The sequence below is a fragment of the Caulobacter sp. AVps16 genome (genome assembly GCF_058681455.1).
In genome coordinates this window covers 1,833,051-1,853,392 of the sequence record NZ_CM178739.1, presented here as the reverse complement: position 1 = coordinate 1,853,392, position 20,342 = coordinate 1,833,051, and the positions used below count along the sequence as shown (strand labels likewise).

At 65.6% G+C, this 20,342-nt stretch carries 16 protein-coding genes; 7 read left to right on the top strand and 9 right to left on the bottom strand.

Annotated elements, in window-relative coordinates; translation table 11 throughout:
- The 3 genes from ACW17U_RS08985 to ACW17U_RS08975 are packed head-to-tail and all read left to right on the top strand — an operon-like array spanning position 1 to position 2,893.
- Positions 1-1,050 (top strand): CDP-alcohol phosphatidyltransferase family protein, encoded by a 1,050-nt coding sequence (locus ACW17U_RS08985; protein WP_492055716.1) that lies wholly within the window; start codon positions 1-3, stop codon positions 1,048-1,050.
- Positions 1,050-1,967: a diacylglycerol/lipid kinase family protein gene (locus ACW17U_RS08980; RefSeq protein WP_492055601.1), complete on the top strand. Its 918-nt coding sequence runs from the start codon at positions 1,050-1,052 to the stop codon at positions 1,965-1,967. The genes ACW17U_RS08985 and ACW17U_RS08980 overlap by 1 nt, the downstream gene beginning before the upstream one ends.
- Complete coding sequence (locus ACW17U_RS08975; protein WP_492055600.1) at positions 1,964-2,893, top strand: hypothetical protein; 930 nt, start codon at positions 1,964-1,966, stop codon at positions 2,891-2,893. Before ACW17U_RS08980 ends, ACW17U_RS08975 begins: the two co-directional genes overlap by 4 nt.
- A gap of 20 nt (positions 2,894-2,913) precedes the next feature.
- On the opposite strand, the gene spt is transcribed toward ACW17U_RS08975, so the two are convergent.
- The 8 genes from spt to ACW17U_RS08935 all read right to left on the bottom strand — a co-directional run bounded on the left by spt (position 2,914) and on the right by ACW17U_RS08935 (position 11,544).
- Positions 2,914-4,131, bottom strand: a complete 1,218-nt coding sequence (spt, locus tag ACW17U_RS08970) for a serine palmitoyltransferase (protein ID WP_492055599.1) — start codon at positions 4,129-4,131, stop codon at positions 2,914-2,916.
- A gap of 2 nt (positions 4,132-4,133) precedes the next feature.
- The gene (locus ACW17U_RS08965) at positions 4,134-4,385 is read right to left on the bottom strand and encodes an acyl carrier protein (protein WP_492055598.1); all 252 of its coding nucleotides are present in this window, start codon (positions 4,383-4,385) and stop codon (positions 4,134-4,136) included.
- Between the two features lie 85 nt (positions 4,386-4,470).
- Positions 4,471-5,421 (bottom strand): NAD-dependent epimerase/dehydratase family protein, encoded by a 951-nt coding sequence (locus ACW17U_RS08960; protein WP_492055597.1) that lies wholly within the window; start codon positions 5,419-5,421, stop codon positions 4,471-4,473.
- A 2-nt stretch (positions 5,422-5,423) separates the two neighbouring features.
- Positions 5,424-7,127 carry a fatty acyl-AMP ligase gene (locus ACW17U_RS08955; protein ID WP_492055715.1) on the bottom strand — a complete coding sequence of 568 codons (1,704 nt, stop codon included), beginning with the start codon at positions 7,125-7,127 and terminating at the stop codon, positions 5,424-5,426.
- 2 nt (positions 7,128-7,129) lie between these two features.
- Entirely contained in the window at positions 7,130-8,488 is a 1,359-nt protein-coding gene (locus tag ACW17U_RS08950) for a lipopolysaccharide biosynthesis protein (RefSeq protein WP_492055596.1), read from the bottom strand.
- On the bottom strand, positions 8,485-9,648 hold the full coding sequence (locus ACW17U_RS08945; RefSeq protein WP_492055595.1) for a CDP-glycerol glycerophosphotransferase family protein: 1,164 nt from the start codon (positions 9,646-9,648) through the stop codon (positions 8,485-8,487). The genes ACW17U_RS08950 and ACW17U_RS08945 overlap by 4 nt, the downstream gene beginning before the upstream one ends.
- A 19-nt stretch (positions 9,649-9,667) precedes the next feature.
- A complete protein-coding gene (gene lptC, locus ACW17U_RS08940; RefSeq protein WP_492055594.1) occupies positions 9,668-10,282 on the bottom strand; it encodes an LPS export ABC transporter periplasmic protein LptC in 615 nt (204 codons plus the stop codon).
- 95 nt (positions 10,283-10,377) lie between these two features.
- A complete protein-coding gene (locus ACW17U_RS08935) occupies positions 10,378-11,544 on the bottom strand; it encodes a glycoside hydrolase family 88/105 protein (protein WP_492055593.1) in 1,167 nt (388 codons plus the stop codon).
- Positions 11,545-12,028: 484 nt separating this feature from the next.
- Here ACW17U_RS08935 and ACW17U_RS08930 point away from each other — a divergent pair, with 484 nt between their 5' ends.
- Complete coding sequence (locus tag ACW17U_RS08930; RefSeq protein ID WP_492055592.1) at positions 12,029-13,138, top strand: alginate lyase family protein; 1,110 nt, start codon at positions 12,029-12,031, stop codon at positions 13,136-13,138.
- Between the two features lie 117 nt (positions 13,139-13,255).
- On the opposite strand, the gene ACW17U_RS08925 is transcribed toward ACW17U_RS08930, so the two are convergent.
- A complete protein-coding gene (locus tag ACW17U_RS08925) occupies positions 13,256-14,017 on the bottom strand; it encodes a FadR/GntR family transcriptional regulator (protein ID WP_062146065.1) in 762 nt (253 codons plus the stop codon).
- Between the two features lie 157 nt (positions 14,018-14,174).
- On the opposite strand from ACW17U_RS08925, the gene manD reads away from it, so the two are divergent.
- The 3 genes from manD to ACW17U_RS08910 all read left to right on the top strand — a co-directional run bounded on the left by manD (position 14,175) and on the right by ACW17U_RS08910 (position 20,336).
- Positions 14,175-15,386: a D-mannonate dehydratase ManD gene (gene manD, locus ACW17U_RS08920; protein ID WP_492055591.1), complete on the top strand. Its 1,212-nt coding sequence runs from the start codon at positions 14,175-14,177 to the stop codon at positions 15,384-15,386.
- Between the two features lie 146 nt (positions 15,387-15,532).
- Positions 15,533-18,388, top strand: coding sequence for a TonB-dependent receptor (locus ACW17U_RS08915; protein ID WP_492055590.1), 2,856 nt, complete (start codon positions 15,533-15,535; stop codon positions 18,386-18,388).
- A 70-nt stretch (positions 18,389-18,458) separates the two neighbouring features.
- Entirely contained in the window at positions 18,459-20,336 is a 1,878-nt protein-coding gene (locus ACW17U_RS08910; RefSeq protein WP_492055589.1) for a hypothetical protein, read from the top strand.
- Positions 20,337-20,342: the final 6 nt, after the last annotated feature.

Sequence of the window (20,342 nt, the reverse complement as noted above, 5' to 3'; positions counted from 1 at the left end):
ATGAGCTCGGCCGAGCGCCTGTCGCGCATCTATGGACGTGTCGGCCTGGCCGAAGCGACCGCCGAGACGTTGCCGGCCTTGGGCGAGGTGGTGATCGTCGATGCCGGCTGGGTGTTCGACGAGGCGCTGATCCGCGCCCTGGCCGGTCGGCCGGGCGTGGCCATGGTGGATGACAGCGGTCGGGTGGTGGCGGCGCATCTGCCTGTCGATCAGGCCACAGGGGCGGTGGCGGGCGACCTTGCTGGCCTGCCGGCCGAGATTCCCCGCCTGTCCGCCCTGGACATCGGTTCATCCTACAACAGCGAATTGCGCAAGCGCGAGCCGCCGGTGCTGGAACGCCTGACACCCGAGACGGTCGACGCCGTCGAGAAGCGGCTGTTCAAGGGGTCCTACAAGGGGGTCACCGATCTGGTGACGAAGTATGTCTGGCCTGCCCCGGCCCGCGTGATCACGCGCTGGTGCGCCCTGGCCAGGATCACCCCCAACCAGGTGACCTTCGCCAGTTTCCTGATGGTCCTGGCCGCCTTCGCCCTGTTCTGGACCGGTCAATACGGCTGGGGCCTGGTCTGCGCCTGGATCATGACCTTCCTCGACACGGTCGACGGCAAGCTGGCCCGGGTGACCCTGACCTCGTCGAAATGGGGCAATGTCTTCGATCACGGGATCGACCTGATCCATCCTCCCTTCTGGTGGTGGGCCTGGCTGGTCGGCCTGGGCTCCCTGGGCCTCTCGCCGCCCCATGCCGGACTTTTGCTGGCCATTGTGGTTGGCGGCTATGTGGCCCAACGGGTGGAGGAGGGCATCTTCCTGGGCCTGTTCAAGGTCGAGATGCACGCCTGGCGCCCGTTTGACAGCTTCTTCCGGCTGATCACCGCCCGGCGGAACCCGAACCTGCTGTTCCTGACCGCCTCGACCCTGGTCGGTCGTCCGGACGTCGGCTTCATCCTGGTCGCAGCCTGGACGGCGATCTGCTTCGTTGTCCATGCGAGCCAGATCGTGCAGGGCCTGCTCACGCCCAAGGGCGGCGTTACGTCCTGGCTTTCCCGCTGATGAAGGTTGGTGTCGTCCACAACCCGCGCAGCCACGCCAATATGGGGCGTAGCGCCGACTCGTGGGCCCCCGACGATGTGATGCTGGTCCGGCCGGCCAGCCTGGAGGCGCTTACGGTCGATCTCACGGCCTTTGCCGCCCGAGGAGTGGAACTGCTGGTGATCGATGGCGGTGACGGCACCATCCGCGATGTGCTGAGCCTGCTGCCCAATTCCTTCGGTGACGCGCCGCCCCTGATCGCCATCCTGCCGTCCGGAAAGACCAATGTCCTGGCCGTGGACCTGGGCATACCGTCTGACCGGAGCCTGCAGGACGTGCTGATCGCGGCCCGCTCGCCCCGGGCGGTCATCAAGCATCGCGCGCCCCTTGAGGTCGCTTGGGATGATGGCCGCTCGCCCCTGCGCGGCTTTGTGTTCGGGCTTGGGGCGTTTGTGCGCGGTACGACCATGTCCAGGACCGTCAACCGCATGGGGGCGTTTCACGGCCTTTCAGTCGCCCTGACCGTAGCCGGAGCAGCCGTCGGTGTGCTTTTGGGCGGCGCGCGCGATCACTGGCGGGCGGGCGTGCCCCTCAGCCTGGCGATTGATGAGCAGCCGGTGACGGACCAGCCGCGCTTTCTGCTGATGGCCACAACGCTCAAGCGCCTGCCGCTTGGTCTGAAGCCTTTCGGGCCGCCGCGCGAAGGCCTCAAGTTTCTCGACGTTGATGCGCCGCCTCGTCGGCTGCTTCCGGCCCTGGCCTTGCTGCTGGGCGGTGGCGACGCCAACTGGCTTCCGCGCTTCGGCTATCGGCGTGGCGACGCCCGGTCGGTCCGTGTCGTGACCGGCGAATCCTTCGTGGTCGACGGGGAGGTCTATGACTCCAGCGGTGGCATGACCGTTGAGCTGGGCGCACCCCTGAGGTTCCTGGCGTCGTGACCAGCCAGGTCCTGGCCATGATCGAGGCCGAACTGCGCGCGCCCGCGCCGGCGCATGCCGTGGCCTATGCCCAGCGACTGGTGAGCGCCTTTGAAGATCCGGTAGCCGTCCTGTTCTATGGGTCCGTGCTGCGGACGGGAGACCTGGACGGGGTGATGGATTTCTATGTCCTGACCCGCCAGGCCCGTCGGGGCTGGCGCGGCGTGCTGGCGCGCAAGCTCTGGCCGGATGTCAGCTATCACGAGATCGAGCACGAAGGCCGCATTCTCCGCGCCAAGGTTGCGGCCATGACTGTCGACCAGTTCAATCTGGCGGCACGAGGCCATGAGATCGACACGACCATCTGGACGCGGTTTGTTCAGCCCTCGGCTCTGGTCTGGTCTTCGGATCCTGAGGTCGAGCCCGTCGTCATCGCCGCCGTTGCCGAGGCGACCCATTCGGCGGCGCGTTTTGCAGCCGCGCTCGGACCCGTCGAAGGCCCTTCGGAAGCCTATTGGTCGGCGCTGTTCCAGCAGACCTACAAGGCCGAGTTTCGGGTCGAGCGCGGCGGGCGCGAGCAATCGATCCTGGCCTTCGATGCCGGGCGCTATGATCGCCTGCTGGTCGCGTGCTGGCGCGAGCAGGGCTTGCTCGATATCGTCTCACCGACCTCTGTGCAGCCCAACCTGACCGAGGAAGCCCGGACCCGGTTCGGACGCGCCTGGCAGGTGCGGCGGCGGCTGGGCAAGTCCCTGAACGTGGCACGCCTGGTCAAGGCCGCCTTCACGTTCGAGGGGGCCGCGCGTTATGCGGCCTGGAAGATCGAGCGCCATACGGGTGTAGCTGTGCCCCTGACGCCCTGGCGCGAGAAGCATCCGGTGCTCGCCGCCCCGGGCGTGCTGTGGCGGCTGTGGCGCACCCAAAGGGCGCGAAAGGCCGAGACCTGAGGTCCCGGCCCCTCTGAGCGTCAGGCCGTGGCGCGCTGGCGCTGGTTGTCGATCAGGCCCATGGCGGCCCCAAGTTTGGCGAAAACGGCCAGAACCTTGTCGATCTGCTCGGGCGTGTGGGCGGCGCTGACGCTGGTGCGCAGCAGTGGGCGGCTGTCGGGCGTTGCGGGCGGCAGGGCCAGGTTGAGATAGACCCCGTTCTGCAGCAGGGCGTTCCACATGCCGATGGCCCGCTCCTGGTCCGGCATGGTGATGGCCACGATCGGGCTGGCCGTCGGTCCGGTCTGGAAGCCCAGGGCGGTCAGGCCGTCATACAGCTGGCGGGCATTGGCCATCAGGCGATGGCGCAGTTCAGGCATCTCTTCCAGACGCTTCAGGGCCACGAGGGTGGAGCTGACCACGGCCGGAGGAAGGGAGGCGGTGAACATGTAGGGACGGCAGACGACCCGCATGACGTCGAAGTCGTCGACATTGCTGACACAGAAGCCGCCAATGGCACCGAGGCTCTTGGAGAAGGTGCCGACCACGAAGTCGACATCGTCCTCGACGCCTTCCTGTTCGGCCAGGCCACGGCCGTGCTCGCCGAGAACGCCCATCGAGTGGGCCTCGTCGACCAGCAGATAGCCGCCCAGTTCGCGCTTCACGGCGGCGATCTCCTTGAGCGGCGCGGTATCACCGATCATGGAATAGATGCCTTCGACGACGATCAGTCGCTCGCCAGGCAGATCCTTCATGCGCCGGAGGCGCTTGTAGAGATCTTCCGGATCGTTGTGGCGGAAGCGGATGACCTCGGCATGGCCCAGGCGGGACCCGTCATAAATGCTGGCGTGGCTGTCGGCATCCAGGATCAGGTGGTCGCCGCGCCCGACCAGGGTCGACAGCACGCCCAGATTGGCCTGATAGCCGGTGGTGAAGACCATGGCATGCTTGCGGCGATAGAAACGGGCGAGGGCCGCTTCCAGCTCCACGTGGGCTTCGAAGCTGCCATTGGCAATCCGCGAGCCCGTCGTGCCCGTGCCCCGTTCCTGTACGGCCTTGACCGAGGCGGCGATGCTCTCGGCGTCAAAGGTCAGACCCAGATAATTGTTGGTGCCCAGCAGGATCGTCGGGCGGCCGTCAATGACGCCCTCGGTCGGTGAAACCACCTTGTCGAGTCGAACGTTGAAGGGATCGGCCCCAGCTTGCCGGATCGCCTGGTAGGCGTCGCGATAGGCGAGGTGTTTGTCGAACAGCCCCATAGTTATCCCTTACTCCGAAGGTCTTTTATCAGATTGGACAGGTCGCCCGCCGTCTCGACCGAGGCCAGACGATCGAGGGGGATCGAGATATCGAACGCGTCTTCCAGCTCCATGATGATGTTCATCAGGGCCAGGGAATCGACCTGAAGGTCACGACCAATATGGGTCTCGTCGGTAACTTCCACTGTGCGTCCGAGCACCGTGGACACCGCCAGGCCGATTTCCCTCAAGGTAAGATCCGTAACCGCTTTCATATCGACTCGCTGATACCCCCGTGAGCGGGTCCGACTGATTCAGGTTGTAACAGTCCCACTGTCGGATTCCTGTCAAAATTGGCTGCTATAGTCGAGGCGAAGCAACTAAAAACCCCTTGGCGCGATACCATTGCACGCTTTGGGAGAATCCGGTGTCGATCCCGTATCGCGTCGCGATAGCGCCGGGCGGCAAATCCGTGTCCGAGACGCCCCAATCCAGATGCAGCATTTCCCGCGCCTTGCCAGGCGTGAAGATGGAAATCTTCCCTGAGGCGCGTCCAATTCCTTCAGACAGGCGCGCCAGGGTCGTGATCAACCAGGCCGGGACCTGGATCAGGCGAGGGTTTTTGCCCACCGCCCTGGACGCCGCCTGCATAAGCTCGGTCCAGCTGTAGCCGGCGATGCGAGCGTCTGACAGGGCAAAGACGCCCGCAGTCGGGCTCGCCGCCAGTTGGGCGATCTGGGCCGCAGCATCCTCGACATGGATCATCACGATCCGCGCCCTTGGGTCCAGGGTCGGCAGCAGGGGCGAATCCTGGGCGGCCCGGAACAGGCCCAGGGTCTCCATGTCCCCGGGTCCATAAATGGCCGGCGGCCGGACCACGGTCAGGGAGTCACCATACGCCGCCCGGGCTGCATCCTCGCCACCGCGTTTGCTGGCCGCGTAGTCCGAGAGGGCGGGCTCGCGCGCCGCCAGGCTGGAGACCACGATCAGGTGGGAACCGTTGGCTTTGGCGGCGGCGGCCACGGCGCGCGCGCCCTCGACATTGGTTTGGTCAAACTCGGCCCTGGAGCGCGCCTTGATCAGGCCGGCCACATGGATCACCACCTTTGCCCCGGCACAGAGCTTGGTCAGGGCCTCGGCATTGGACAGGCCGCCGAGAACCAGCTCGGGCTCAAGCCCGGCCCAGTCAGGATCGATGATGTCCCGTCTTGCGAGGATGCGCACGGTCCAGCCATCGGCGGCCAGGGACCTCACAAGATGCCGGCCCAGGAAGCCCGTGGCTCCGGTGACGGCGACGACGCCCCGGCCCACTGTCAGGGCTGCTCCGCATAGGCACCCGCCAGGAAGGCGGCCTTGGCCTTGGAGCGGCTGAGCTTGCCCGACGAGGTCTGGGGCAGGGCATGGGCCCCGACCAGCTGTACGCGGGTCTCGACGCTATGGCGTAGCCGCAGGACGGTCGCGACCTGTTCGGCCAGGGCCCTGCGGGTCTCCGCGTCACCGCCACGGGCCTGGACCAGGACCATGACCAGCTCTTCGCCGTCACCGGGGATCGAGAAGGCGGCGACGTCACCGCTGCGCAGGCTGTCGATCTCGGCCTCGGCGGTCCATTCCAGGTCCTGGGGCCAGATATTGCGGCCATTGAGGATGATCAGGTCCTTGCCGCGGCCGGTGATGACGATCTCGCCCTCGACCAGATAGCCGAGGTCACCGGTGTCCAGCCAACCGTCGGCCGACAGTACCCGGGCGGTCTCTTCCGGCTGTTCGAAATACTCGCGCATCAGGCTGGGCCCACGGGCAAAGATCCGGCCAACGCCGCGCTCGGGCAGGGATTGTCCGGCCGCGTCGCGGACGACCAGGTCGTGATCCGGGAGGACTGGGCCATTGCGGGCGAAATCCCGCGAACGTCCGGCGTCGGTGCTGGTCACCGCCAGGCCCTGTTCCAGCTGCTCGACATCCAGGGTCTCGACCTTCAGGCCCTCGCCCAGGGGTGACATCGACAGGGCCAGGGTGGCCTCGGCCATGCCGTAGCTGGCGACGAAGGCGGAGTCGGAGAAACCTACGGCCTTGAAGCGTTCGGCGAAGGCCCGCAGCGGCCCGGTGCGGATCATGTCGCCGCCCAGTCCGGCGCTGCGCCAGCGCGACAGATCCAGATGCTCGATCGACGCGGCCTCGGCCCGGCGGGCACAGAGCTCATAGCCGAAGGTGGGACTGTAGCTGATCGTGCCCCCGTTGCGGGTCATCAGGTCCAGCCACATCAGCGGCCGGCGGACGAAGGCCCCGGTCGGCAGCAGGTCAACCGACATCTGGCTGGTCATGGGGCTCAGCAGGAAGCCGATCAGGCCCATGTCGTGATAGAGCGGCAGCCAGGAGATCGCCCGGTCATCGGGGCGCACCTTCAGCCCGTCCCGGGTAATGGCCTGGGCATTGGCCATCAGGGCGCGGTGGGTCACGACGACGCCGGTCGGGAAACGGGTGCTGCCCGACGAAAACTGCAGATAGCAGGTGCGGTCGGGCTCGATTACCGGCAGGTCCGCATCCTCGGCCTCAGGCAGGTCCGCCAGGGCACCGGCGAACCGCAAGGGCTGGCGGGCAGCGATGTCCGGCAGCCAGGCCGCCATCGAGGCCGGGCCGATCAGGACAGAGGCCCGGGCCGAGCCCAGCATCCTGGCGATCTGTTCGATATAGGCCTCGCGGCCGCCCAGCGGTGCCGGCAGGGGCAGGGGGGCGGGCGGCAGGCCGGCATACTGGCAGGCAAAGAAGGCGCGAACGAAGTCGGCGTCGGTCTCGGCGATCAGGCCAACGCTGTCGCCGGGCCGGGCTCCGGCGGCCAGCAGGCGCCTGGCCAGGGCCATCGCCTCGTCGCGCAGGCGCGCATAGGGCAGGGCTTCGAGCAGCTCGCCGCGCAGGGAAAAGAGGTTCACGCCCGTCTCGCCCCGGGCTGCGAAATCCAGCGCGGCCGTCAGGGTGGGGAAATCTGCGAAGCGAACCGTTCGCGAGGTGCCGGTCGGAGTTATCATCATCACCTGTCGCCTTTGGCGTCGTTTGCATCCTCGGCGCAAGAGGCTTCGTTCTCATCCGGCTGTCCGGAGCGAGCAAGGCGCACGCGGAGGGTCAGGAACATCCCTATGGCCATGGCCGTTGCGGCCCCGACCAGGGCGGCCCCGGCGCCGTTCATGCCGAGGCTGGATACCAGGGGGAACAAGGCCAGCAGAAAGATCGCGCTGACCACCAGGCGGACCCTCAAGGCCAGGTGCGCGGCGCGCATGGACACCAGCATAGGTTCGAGCGGCAAGGCGAGGATGCCGATGGCCGCTGCCGTGACCTGCCAGGTCATGACGTCGGCGGCACCGACATAGGCCTGGCCCATGATCAGGCCGAGCAGAGGTTTGCCGAACAGCCAGGTGATCAGCAGCAGCAGGCCGGCCACGGCCCCGCCCAGAAGGGCGACCTGTCGGGCCAGCTTGCGCATGGCGGTATCACCGCCGAGCGCCCGGAGCTTGGCGAGTTCGGGATAGAGGGCCGGGATCACGAGGCGGGCCGGCTTGGCCAGGCCGTCGGCCACCTGTCGACCAATCCGCCAAAGTCCGGCCTGGGCCGGGCCGAGCAGGGCTCCGACCGACAGGGTGATCACATGGGTAAAGGCCACGTCCAGGCTGCTGCTGAAATTGGTCGCCCAGGCGAATTTCCACACACCGGGCAGGCCCTTGCCAAGCGGACCGACAAGCCTGAAGCCGTCGGTCAGGCCGCGCTGGGCAAGCTCCCGCCAGGCGATGACGCCGACATACAGGAACGCGGCCAGGGGCCCGGCGGCCCAGGCCAGGAGATAGGCCCAGAACGGCGCCTGCTGCCAGAACGCGATCGCCGAACCGATCAGCCGCACCATGGAGCTGACAGCCTGTTCGCCGGCCAGATAGCGAAAACGGTCAAACAGCCTAAGCAGGCCGACCGAGGTCGCCGAGGTCATCACCACAATGGTCAGGGCATAGAGCGCAGCGGCGGGTGCCATGTCCTGTGACCAGCCCAGGAGCGAGCCGAACGCCAGGGCTCCGATCACGCCGAGGGTCACCCCGACCAGGCCGCTGCTGAGATCCAGAAAAAGCGACAGGCGAACCACCTGCTGGAAGGTCCGGCGATCCTGTTTCAGCAGCGGCTCGGCACCGTACTGCAGGACGGTCTGCCAGGACTGGAACTTGACCACCTCGCCCAGGAACTGGGCGAAGGTCGTGATCAGGTACAGCAGGCCCATGCGGACCGGATCGAGGCCGCGGGCCGTCAGGGCGATATAGGCCAGTCCGATGATCGCATTGACCGTGCGGCCGCCGAGCAGGGTTCCGGCATTGGCCAGGACCCGGGCGAAGACAGAGCGTTCGGCGCTCATCGGGTCCTGGTGGTCCGGGCCAGGACGCGGTCGGCTATGGCTTCGGCGGCGCGCTCCGAGGAGGGTCGGGCGGTCAGGTCGAAGCTTTCGGCAAAGCCGCTCGTCTGGATCGCGACATAGTCGCCATGGCTCCGGCGCGCCGCCTCAACCGCCTCGACCAGATGGTCGACCGAGGTCAGGACCGGGCCATACTGCCAGTGATGGAAGCTTTCATCGCCTTGCCACTCGACCTCACCCGGGTTGAGGAACAGGCAGGGCTTGGGTGTGCGCAGGAACTCGTAGACCTGACTTGAAACGTCACCGAGATAGATGTCGGCCGCGCGGGTATAGGTCATGTCGATGGCCGCCGGGCCGCCGAGATCGATATGGATGCGGGGGTGTCGGCGGAAAGGATCCAGGGCGGACAGCATGGCCGGGCCGGCTCCATCGAACAGCCGGATGTGCGGCGCGAAGATCAGGTTGAAGCGATCGTCCGCGGCAAACTGTTCGAGCACCCGGACCCCGAAGCGCGGCCATGAGCCGAGGCTGGCATGGAAGTGCGGGTTGTAGACGACCAGGGGCTTGGCTTGCGGAAACACCGGCAGGGGCGAGCCGGGCAGGGCGTCGATGATGTCGAACTTGGGATAGCCGACCATGGCGCAGTTTTCCGGGCGGACCCAGCCCCCCTCGACCATGCGGTCGCGCTGCTTGGGGCCGGCGGCCATCACCAGGTCGAACTGGCGCAGACGTGGCTCGAACACCCCGCCCCGGTCGCCGGCGCCGTGCTGGGTATAGACCAGCAGGGACCGCCTGACCCCCAATCGGCGCAGCAGGGCGGTGGTACGCTCCGGGGTGACGATGGCGTCCATCCGGCCGAGCGCCAGGGCATTGGCGGCCAGCATCAGGGCCTTGGGCGGCGTGGAGGTTTCCTTCAGCCGCACCCTGCGCAGCCAGGCCGGCGGCAGCAGGCGCAGGCTGATCGGCGCGCCACCGACGGCGTCCAGCAACTGCCGGGCATAGTCCAGGTGGTCCTCCGTGGTGGCCGCAATCTCGACCTCGAGGCCGGGCCAGCCGCGCGACAGGGCCACGGCAATCGGCAGGCTGTGCAGGATCTGGTGGGTCTGGGCGATGTAAAGGAAGCAGATCCTGGGCCTGGAACTGTCGGACGGGGCCTGGCTCATTGCCGTTGCGCCGACCGGATCAATGGCCAGGAGTGAGGCGCGAACGCACCCGGCCCTTGAAGACTACCCGATCGCCCTCATCCGACACCGCATAGCTGTCGGCCTGAACCTGGTTGCCGCCGCTGGCTCCCTGCACGCCGCCGTCGCCGACGACCTGGCCGGTGCGCGTATCGATCACGGCCTTCTCGGTCCGGAAGGCATAGTCCGTGCCGTTGCCGATCTGGACGTCACCGGTCAGCAGCAGGGCCCCGCTCTCCTCATCATAGGTGCCCTTGCGGGCGATCACCTGGGTAGGATTGATGGACCCATAGCCCCGGGTCAGCTGGGGCGCGACCAAGGCGATGCGACTGGGGCTGGTCTGATCGCGGTCGGCGGTCTTGGCCACGATCAGAAAGGCGCGGCCGTCCTTCATCGCGCCGGTGAAGCGGGGGTTTTCCATCCGCAGCGGCGCATTGGTCGCCACGCGGGTCGACCGGGCCTCTGCAGCCCGGATCGTGGCCTGCACGCCTATGGCCCCGCCGACCATCACGGCGATCGCCGGAAGAATCAGCCTGAGTGCGCTGACCGACTTGCGTCGACGGGGGCGGACCTTGCGCCTCACGACGAGGGCTGAAGACGGTGCAATCGAGATCATCAGGGCCAGAATGCAATGCTTATGAGGAACCGGCTTAATCCCGACTGCGCCGAGTCCCAAGTGTTATTCGAGGCGGAGGCCAGGTCAGGGCCGGCTCAGTGCGGCTTGCGCCCGACCTCACTGGCCGCCAGCAGAAAGGCGCCCACCCCGTAGAGCTGGGTGTCGTCTGGCTCGACCTGTTCGGGTGCATAGCCGACCTGCTGCACCCAGGTCAGCTTGCCCTCGGGGGTCACGGCGCGGACCAGCGCTGACCAGCCATGGTTTACCGCGATCCGGTAACGCGGCGCGGTCAGCAGACCCGTATTCACCCCCCAGGCCAGCCCGTAGGTGAAAAAGGCGGTGCCGCTGGTTTCCGGTGGCGATCCTTCGGGGGCCAGCAGGGACGGGGCCCAATAGCCGTCGGCCTTCTGAAGGTCGACGAGCCGGTCCGACATGGCCCGGAACAGCGCCACATAGCGGGGGCGGGATGGATGGTCCGCAGGAAGCAGCTTCAGCACATTGACGATGCCGGCATAGGACCAGCCGTTGCCGCGGCTCCAGAAGATCTTCCGGCCCTGATCGTCGCGACGCGTAAAGTAGCGGCTGTCCCGGAAATAGAGGCTCTGATCCTTGTCGAGCAGATAGTCGGTAGTCGCCCAGAACTCACGGTCGGCATAGGCGGCATAGCGAGGGTCACCGGTGACCCTGGACAGGCCAAACCAGGCCGGCGGGGCCATATACAGGGCGTCACTCCAGCACCATCGGGTCTGGCAGGGCGGCTCGCCGACCCCGTCCTGGAAAGCCAGATCCCCGGTGGGCTGATCGGCCAGGATGGCGTCGAAACGGGTGCGGAGGGCGGCGATCCGGACAGGATCAGGTGTCTTGCCGTAGGCCCAGAGCCAGCTCTGGCCGATCGCATGATCATCGGCATGCAGCGGCCGGCGGCCCAGTTGCCAATCCTGCTCAACGCCGTGCGCGAGCAGAGCCTCGGCATATTTCGGATCGCCGGTGCGGTCGGCAAAGGTGAACAGGCCGGTATAGAGCGCGCCCTGGATCCAGCCTCGCGGATCGACCGTATTGTGCTTGAAGGTGCGGATGTAGTCGAAGCTGTCGAGGCGCGCGAGTTGCCAGTCCGCCACCTTGCGTCCCAGCGCCAGCACATCAGCTTCTCTCGGCGCTGCCGGAGCGACCGTGGCTCGGGAGGGCGGGCCGGGCACCTTTACACTGCTGCACCCTGTGGTCATGGCCATCAGGGCCAGGGCGAGGATCAGGCTGGCGCGCATCGAACTCCCTTTTGGATGAGCAGTGATTTCGGGCACCTTGCCATTGTGGTCAAGCCAGTGGGCCAAGCGCGTCCGGCGGCGAGACGTCCAGCCTAGCCATCTAAGGAGCGTTTGACCACTCTGACCGAGAGCGCTTTTGTAGGAGCTGGTCATCGTCCTCGCCCGTGTGGCGGAAATTGGTAAGGCCAATTTTCTTGCCCGGCCGACCAATTCGACTATGGTGACCCCGCGAGTCTGGCGGAGGCACTGGAAGCAGCCTCCCCGACCGTCTGCCTCTTGCTCTGCCGCAGGTGTTCCGAAGGTGATCATGAACCGGTTCCCGGTCAAAGCCGCATTGATGACACTGGCCCTGTTCGCAGGCGGATCGGCTTGGGCGGATGGAGCCCCTGCCGGCGTGGCAAAGCCGGCGCCGCAATGCCTGGGCAGCGAGGGACATGCCGCCAGCTTCGCCGGACGACGGACGTTCCGGCTCAGGCCGGACTGGATGGCCACTACCAAGGGCGCGCTCACCCGGCCTGACCTGGCTCCAGCCTATCAGTTGCTGATCAAACGGGCCGGAGCGGCGCTGGCGGGACCGACCTATACCGTCGTCGACAAGCTGAAGACGCCGCCCAGCGGCGACAAGCACGACTATATGAGCATGGGCCCCTACTGGTGGCCCGACCCCGGTAAGCCCAATGGCGAGCCCTATGTCCGACGTGACGGCGAGGTCAATCCCGAGCGCAGCACCGACGCCTTTGATGTCTCCGACCTCGAGGCCATGAGTGGTGCCATTGAGGCGCTGTCCCTGGCCTATTACTTCACCGACGACCGTCGTTATGCCGACAAGGCCGCCCAGCTTCTGCGGGCCTGGTTCCTGGATGCCGCCACCCGGATGAACCCGAATGCCAGTTTCGCCCAGGGCGTTCCAGGGCGCACGCCCGGGCGGGCAGAGGGTGTCCTCGACACCTTCAGGCTGCTGCGGGTTGTCGAGGGGATCGGCTTGCTGGGGCCGTCAGGTACCCTGACCGCAGCGGATCAGGCCGGGCTGGAACGCTGGTTTGCCGACTATGCCGCCTGGATGCAGGCCAGCCCGACCGGACGGGAAGAGCGGGCGGCGACCAATAATCACGGCAACTGGTACGATTATCAGCTGGCGACCTTCGCTCTGTTTGCACGTCAGGACGATCTGGCTCGCCGGGTGATCGCGACGGTCGGGCCACAGCGCATTGCGAGCCAGATGGCCCCGGACGGCTCGCTGCCCGAGGAGCTGAAGCGCACGAAAGCCCTGCACTATAGCTATTTTGCTCTTGAGCCCCTGGTGGGCCTGGCTGACCTCGCGCGGTGTACCGGTCAGGATCTCTGGCAGTTCGAAACGGCGGATGGCCGCAGCCTGCGCAAGGGGTTCGCCTTCCTGGCCCCTTACGTGGGAAGGGAGGAGAGCTTTCCTTTCAAGGAGCTGGAGCCACACAAGGCGGCAGCCTCAGCTGCGCCGCTCCTGACCTATGCCGCCTGGGCCTATGGCGATGAAGCCTTTGGTGCGGCTGCATCTTTGGCCGCCAAGGCACGTTCTGTGAGTCTGGGTGACCTTCTGATCGCGCCCTACGAACCCTGAAATTCGTCGACCTGCGCGGGTGATGCGTTCCTTTCACCCGCACCTCCTCCCGAGGTTTGCCGACGAAGGGCGGCTGGGGCCTTCCCCCCAGCCGCCCAACCTTCAAGATTTTGGTGTCTAGACCCGCGAGCGACGCGCCAGTTCGTGGCGTCGTGCCTCAACCTCACTCCGGGCCTGGGCGAGGGCGTCGATTTCCGTGGCAGTCAGGAGATTGTCGATCACGCGTCCCAGATGTTCCCGCATGGCGTTGCGTGCGGCCTTCGGATCCCGCGCCTGCAGGGCCAGGAGGATCTCCTGATGGTCATCAATCAGCGGGCGGACGCCCACTTCGCGAGCCCGTTCCAGCATGGCGCGGCACAGGGGCGACTTGTAGCGCAGGTCCCAGAGGTTTTCGATCACAGTCACCAGGGCGCTGTTGCGCGTAGCCTGGGCGATGGCGACGTGGAAGCGGCGGTCGGCCAGCTCACCCTTCACGTCACGGTCGTTCTCGACCACCATGTCGTCCATGATGGCGGCCAGTTGCGCGAGTTCGGGGTCGGTGATCGTGGTGGCGGCCAGGGCACAGCTCTCGCCCTCGATCAGGCGGCGGGCCTCGGTCAGCTCGAAGGCACCGATATCCAGCTCCGGCGGCTGACTCTCAGGCATCGGTGCCTCGGTGATGTAGACACCAGAACCGTGCCGCGCCTCGACCAGTCCGCGGATCTCCAGGGCAATCATGGCTTCTCGGACCGTCGGGCGGCTGACGCTGTAGTCTTCTGCCAGATCCCGCTCTGACGGCAGGCGTTGGCCCGGCTGGTACTGGCCGTCCCGGATCGACTCGGCGATGGCGTTGGCGACCTGCTGGTACAGCTTTCGGGTTTCGGCGGTTGAAGTGGTCATGGCAGTCTCAATAGGGCGGGGTCCGGTCAGACCGGCGCGGCCGCAAGCTAGGGCACTTCTAACGGCAAGGCCACCGTCCGACGCTCTAGGCATGGTAGCGCAATCACTCTAATGTGGTCAGGCCAATATGGCTCCGCCCCAAACCAGATTCCGGGTCATGCTCAAGATCACAGATGCCAAGGTCATCGTCACCTGTCCTGGCCGCAACTTCGTGACCCTGATAATCACCACATCGGATGGGGTTTATGGCCTGGGCGACGCGACCCTGAACGGACGCGAACTGGCGGTGGTCAGCTATCTGCAGGACCACATGATCCCTTGCCTGATCGGGCGGGACGCTCACCGGATCGAGGATATCTGGCAGTTCTTCTACCGCGGCTCCTACTGGCGTGGTGGGCCCGTGGCCATGACCGCCCTGGCGGCCGTCGACATGGCGCTGTGGGACATCAAGGGCAAGGTCGCCGGGCTGCCGGTCTATCAGCTGCTGGGTGGGGCCTGCCGGGACGGGGTCACGGTCTATGGTCATGCCAATGGCGAAACCGTGGAAGACACCCTGGCCGAAGCCGAGAAATACAAGGCCATGGGCTACAAGGCCATTCGCCTGCAGACCGGCGTGCCGGGGCTGGCCAGCACCTATGGGGTGTCCGGCGACAAGCTGTTCTACGAGCCGGCGGATGCAGACCTTCCGACCGAAAACCTTTGGTCGACCGCAAAGTACCTGAACCATACGCCCAGGCTGTTCGAACGGGCGCGCGAGGTCCTGGGCTGGGATGTGCATCTGCTGCACGATGTTCACCATCGCCTGACCCCGATCGAGGCCGCACGTCTGGGCAAGGATCTCGAACCCTACCGTCTTTTTTGGCTGGAAGACGCCGTGCCCGCAGAGAACCAAGCGGGCTTTCGGCTCATCCGCCAGCACACCACCACCCCGCTCGCCGTGGGCGAGATCTTCAGCCACGTCTGGGACTGCAAACAACTGATTGAGGAGCAGTCTATCGACTATATCCGGGCCACGGTGTTGCATGCGGGCGGCATCACGAACCTGAGAAAAATCGTGGCCTTCGCTGATCTTCATCATGTGCGGACCGGCTGTCATGGGGCCACGGACCTGTCCCCGGTGACCATGGCCGCCGCCCTGCATTTCGACCTGTCGATCCCCAATTTCGGCCTGCAGGAATACATGCGTCACACACCCGAGACGGACGCGGTCTTCCCGCATGGCTACAGCCTTGCCGACGGCATGCTGCACCCAGGCGAAGCGCCGGGTCTGGGTGTCGATCTCGATGAGGCCCTGGCCGCCCGCTATCCCTACAGGCGCGCCTATCTGCCGGTGAACCGTCTGGAAGACGGCACGATGTTCAACTGGTGATCCCGTGATCCGCCGGCATCAGGTGGGCCGATGTGGAGGCTGAGCCGGCGTGGCTAATTGGCTTGACAAAATCTATGACACCGGTAGCAAATGGTATGACCAAATTATGATCGTCCCCACCAATGAGGGATGAAAAAGGGGGAAGCATGTCGCTCAAGTCCATTCTCAGTCTTTCGACCGCCGTTTGCGCCCTGAGTGTCGGAGCGGGGGCCGCCTACGCCCAGACCGCGCCGGCCGGGACGGACGTGGTCGAAGAAGTGGTCGTCACGGGCTTCCGCAAGTCGCTGCAGCAGGCCATCGAGGTCAAGCGCTCGGAAACCTCGATCGTCGATGCGATCAGTGCCGAAGACATTGCCGACTTCCCCGACCTCAATCTGGCCGACTCCCTGCAGCGGGTGCCGGGCGTTCAGATCGACCGCGACGGCGGCGAGGGCCGTTCGATCAATGTCCGCGGCCTGAGCTCGGACTTCGTGCGTGTGCGCCTGGATGGCCTGGAGGCCCTGGCGACGACCGGTGGCCGCGACGGTGGCCGCGCCAATCGTAACCGTGGCTTCGACTTCAACGTCTTCGCCTCTGAACTGTTCAACAGCATCAAGGTCCGCAAGTCGCAGGAAGCCTCGATCAATGAGGGCTCGCTCGGTGCGACTGTGGATCTGCAGACGGCCCGGCCGTTCGACTATCCCGGCTTCGTCATGGCCATGGGGACCCAGGCTTCTTACAACGACCTGACCGAAGGCACCGATCCGCGCGGCACCTTCCTGGTCAGCAATCGCTGGATGGACGGCCGCCTCGGAGCCCTGTTCTCGGCGGCTTACAGCAAGCGCAAGACCTATGAAGAAGGGGCCAGTTCGGTCGGCTTCCGCGTTCCGGGCGACCACCTCTGCCTGCCCACCAAGAACAGCGCCGGCGTCATCACCTCCTATGTCAACGCCTCGTCCTGCTATCAGTCGGTCGGGACCATAACCAAGGCCGACGGCACGACGGTGACCGGCCTGGCCGCCCAGGAAGCGGCCTGGGGCGCGGCTCACCCCCGTATCCCGCGCTATGGCCGCATCGGCTATGATCGCGAGCGTCTGGGCCTGACCGGTGCCATTCAGTTCGACGTCTCTGACAAGACCCGCCTGACCTTCGACACCCTCTATGCCAAGCTGGACCAGACCCGCAGCGAGGAGTTTGTCGAGATCATCAGCCCGGCCCGCGAGACCGGCGTCCAGGGCTTCCGCGCCATGGATCTGCTGAACGGGACCATCGGTCCCAACCGCACCCTGATCAAGGCGGCCTTTGACGATGTCGACGCCCGCAGCGAGCAGCGCATCGACATTCTCTCGACCGCCTTCTTCCAGAACTCCCTGGGCCTGACCCATGAGTTCAGCGACCGACTGAAGCTGAATGCCTTGTACGGCGTCTCGCGCGCCATCGGCCGCAACCCCCAACAGACCACGCTGTCGTTCGACCGTCATGACGTCGATGGCTATTCCTACGACTTCACCGACAAGAACCAGCCGGGGATGAACTACGGCTTCGACGTCAACAATCCGGCCAACTGGGCCCTGATGTCGTCCAACGCCCTTGGGGACGCCTCGATCATCCGCCTGCGGCCCAACAAGACGGTCAACAGCTACGAGACTGCAGAGTTTGACCTTACCTATGACCTGACCGACGCCGTCACCCTGAGGGGCGGTCTGTCAAAGAAGAAGTTCGGCTTCTCGGTCTATGAGGTCCGCAAGGCTGTCGAAGGCGTGCCGGCAACGGCCCTGGCCAAGCTGGCAGCTGACGGCAAGACCATTGCCGACTATTCGACCCGGGTGACCAATTTCGGCAAGGGCCTGGATGTGCCTGCCGGCACGCCCCTGACCTGGGTGATCCCGGACATCAACAAGCTGGACGCCCTGATCGGCTTCAGCTGCAACTGCGTCAACTCCTATGGCGACTTCCGCCTGACGCCGTTCAATGGCGAAGTCCGTGACGTGACCGAGACCTCGACGGGCGGCTTCCTGCAGGCTGATTTCCGCACCGAGCTGATGGACATGCCGGTGCGTGGCAATCTCGGCGTGCGCTATGTCGAGACCGAGGTCGACGCCACGGGCATCCTGGGCACCACCCCGCTGAACCTGAAGAACAAGTACAACGACACCCTGCCGGCCCTGAACCTGTCGATCGAACCACATGAGAATGTCATGGTTCGCTTCGCAGCCGCCAAGGTGATGGCGCGTCCGGCCCTGAACCAGCTGACCCCGGGCGGGTCGGTTTCCCGGGGCGTCTCCGAGACGACCCTGACGGTCGGCAACCCGTTCCTGGATCCGATCCGGGCCAACAACTACGACGTCAGCATCGAATGGTATCCCTACAAGGGGGCCCTGTTCAGCCTGGCCCTGTTCCGCAAGGAGATCTCCTCCTACGTCCAGACCACGCGTCAGGCGATGCTGTTCTCCGATACGGGCTTCCCGAACTCGATTCTGCCCGTCGGAGTCGTGGCCAGCGACACGGTGATCTTCACCTCCAGCCAGAACACCCCCGGCGGCAATCTGGACGGCTACGAAATCACCCTGCAGACGCCGTTCACCTTCCTGCCGGGCCCGTTCGACAAGTTCGGTGGCCTGTTCAACTACACCAAGGTGGACTCGGCGATCGACTACATCGTCAACACCACGACCGGAGCGCTCTCGCGGCAACCGATCGTGGGTCAGTCGCCCAAGTCATGGAGCGCCACGCTCTATTACGAAAACGGTCCGTTCGAAGCGCGGGTCTCCGGGACCTATCGCGACGAGTACCTGACCCGGGTGCCGACGCTTTATGGCAACGACGTCGATGGCAAGGCCGAGGCGCTGAATGTCGACATGTCGATGTCCTATGACCTCAACAAGAACTTCACGATCTCGTTCGAAGGCATCAACCTCACCGACCAGTTCGACGAGCGTTGGACCAACAGCACCGACCAGTTCATGCTGAACTACGAGCATACGGGCCGGGAATTCGTCCTGGGCGTTCGCTACAAGTTCTGATGACCCCAACGCGGGCCGGATATCCGGCCCGCGTTTCTTTTTCCAGAATCTGAATTCGAGCAGAGACGGGATGATTGTGCACGCCTGGACCTTCGCCCGCCGTCAGGGACTGGCCCTGTCGCTTCTGATCGCAACCGCCGCGCCGGCTTTGGCCGTGGCGGATGTCCGCGGCCCGGTGCTGACCACGGTCGCGCCGATGAACCAGACCGTACAGAAGCGACTGCAGCCGGAACTGGAGAAGCTCCTGGACGCCCTGCTGGTTCAGCAGCGCGACATGACGCTCGACGGCACGCGCGTGTTCAGCGGCGATGACAAGTTCCTGCCCGGCAAGGTCGCGATCGGTCTGGCCTATCTGCTGGTCGATACCCCCCGGGACGACCCGCGGTTCGCGACCTATCTGGCGGGGTTCCGGCGTATTGCGGACCTCACCATCGACGACACCAACGAGACCTGGGGTGTCTACTACTACGCCCAGGCCCTGCGGATGCTGCAGCAGGCAGGACTGCTGGACCAGGCCGTGTCACCAGCGACCCTTGAGCGCCTGAAGCTCAAGCTGGACTGGCGGCGGTTCGTCCGCACGGAAGATCTGACCCTGATCAACCTGCCCAACAACTATTTTGGCGTGGCCTTCAGCATCGCCCGGCTGCGGTATCAACTGGGCTGGGAAGATGCCTCGGCCAGTGAGGCCCTGCTGAACCGCACGCTCGATCATTACCGGAAGTACTCCGGCGACTTCGGCTTTGCCGATGAGACCGACGGGGAAGGGCGGTATGACCGTTACAGCGTCCTGCTGATCGGGGAAATCGCCCATCGCCTGATCGAGGCGGGCATGCCGGCCAGTCCCGAGGTCAAGACCTGGCTGCGCAAGTCGGTCGACCTGATGCTCCCGCGCCTGAACCTGCGCGGCGAAGGGTTCGAATATGGCCGCAGCATCGGGGCCTATGGCGAAACGGCCTTCCTCGAGGTGCTGACCGCTGCAGCCAAGCTGGATGTCCTGACTCCCCAGGAAAAGAGCATGGCCTATGCTTTCTCGTCCCGGGTCAGCGCGCGACACATGGATTTCTGGTTCGATCCGGCCATGGGCTCGGTGAATCTCTGGGAGCGGGGGCGTCGCACCGACGCCTATCGCGGCAAGCACCGCATCCTGGGCGAGACCCTCAGCCTGGCCCGTCAGCACCTCTATACCAATGCGATCTGGAACGAGCAGGGCTTTGCCGACCGGGTGCCGGACCCCGGCTATGCCGCCTGGCTGGACGCCTTGCCCCAACAGACCGTGACCTGGTTTGCCCGCGGGGAGCATGATCGGCTGCTGGTCACGCTGCGCGACAGGGGGCGACTGGTCAGCCTGCCGGTTATCAATGGCGGCAAGGGGCAGCACGAGAACTCGCCCTATTATCCTGTGCCCTTCTCGCCGGGCATGCTGTCAGGGGTGGCTGATGGCCAGTTTCCGCAGCTCCTGCCCACCGTGACCTTTGAGGATGGCACGACCCTGGCCCCCCTGGCCTATGCCCGGAAGGCCCAGGTGCGGTTCAAGGGGCGGAAGACGACGGTGAGGTTCGAGCAGGACCAGGTCGACCGGCTGGGTGGCGATGCCCCGGTCGCCGATGACCGCCTGTCCGTTCGCACGCAGTATGAATTCTCGCCGGGGCGTATCACCCGGACCGATGTGATCACGCCCAAGTCACCGCTGTCGGCGGTGAGCATCGATGTCGACTTTGCGGGATTTTCTCAGGGGCCAGCTACAAAGGGCGGCCTTACGCGCTTTAGCCAGGGCGACGTGAAGGTCTTTGCAACCAGTGGCTACAAGTCTTGCCGGTCTCGAGCCTTGGCCAATGAGGCGGCCTATCGCACGCCGACCGGAGCCATGACGTCTTTGGTCCAGTGTTCGACGGGGCCGATCCGCCTTGCGGAGCCGCTGAGCCTGTCCTGGACCCTGACTTACCAATAGGGGCAA

What these genes read in the sequence shown, in the direction of transcription:
- ACW17U_RS08985 (WP_492055716.1), top strand. Translation starts at nt 1, where the DNA reads ATGAGCTCGGCCGAGCGCCTGTCGCGCATCTATGGACGTGTCGGCCTG.
- ACW17U_RS08980 (WP_492055601.1), top strand. Translation starts at nt 1,050, where the DNA reads ATGAAGGTTGGTGTCGTCCACAACCCGCGCAGCCACGCCAATATGGGG.
- spt (WP_492055599.1), bottom strand. Translation starts at nt 4,131, where the DNA reads ATGGGGCTGTTCGACAAACACCTCGCCTATCGCGACGCCTACCAGGCG.
- ACW17U_RS08965 (WP_492055598.1), bottom strand. Translation starts at nt 4,385, where the DNA reads ATGAAAGCGGTTACGGATCTTACCTTGAGGGAAATCGGCCTGGCGGTG.
- ACW17U_RS08955 (WP_492055715.1), bottom strand. Translation starts at nt 7,127, where the DNA reads ATGATAACTCCGACCGGCACCTCGCGAACGGTTCGCTTCGCAGATTTC.
- ACW17U_RS08950 (WP_492055596.1), bottom strand. Translation starts at nt 8,488, where the DNA reads ATGAGCGCCGAACGCTCTGTCTTCGCCCGGGTCCTGGCCAATGCCGGA.
- ACW17U_RS08945 (WP_492055595.1), bottom strand. Translation starts at nt 9,648, where the DNA reads ATGAGCCAGGCCCCGTCCGACAGTTCCAGGCCCAGGATCTGCTTCCTT.
- lptC (WP_492055594.1), bottom strand. Translation starts at nt 10,282, where the DNA reads ATGATCTCGATTGCACCGTCTTCAGCCCTCGTCGTGAGGCGCAAGGTC.
- ACW17U_RS08935 (WP_492055593.1), bottom strand. Translation starts at nt 11,544, where the DNA reads ATGCGCGCCAGCCTGATCCTCGCCCTGGCCCTGATGGCCATGACCACA.
- ACW17U_RS08930 (WP_492055592.1), top strand. Translation starts at nt 12,029, where the DNA reads ATGGCCACTACCAAGGGCGCGCTCACCCGGCCTGACCTGGCTCCAGCC.
- ACW17U_RS08925 (WP_062146065.1), bottom strand. Translation starts at nt 14,017, where the DNA reads ATGACCACTTCAACCGCCGAAACCCGAAAGCTGTACCAGCAGGTCGCC.
- manD (WP_492055591.1), top strand. Translation starts at nt 14,175, where the DNA reads ATGCTCAAGATCACAGATGCCAAGGTCATCGTCACCTGTCCTGGCCGC.
- ACW17U_RS08915 (WP_492055590.1), top strand. Translation starts at nt 15,533, where the DNA reads ATGTCGCTCAAGTCCATTCTCAGTCTTTCGACCGCCGTTTGCGCCCTG.
- ACW17U_RS08910 (WP_492055589.1), top strand. Translation starts at nt 18,459, where the DNA reads ATGATTGTGCACGCCTGGACCTTCGCCCGCCGTCAGGGACTGGCCCTG.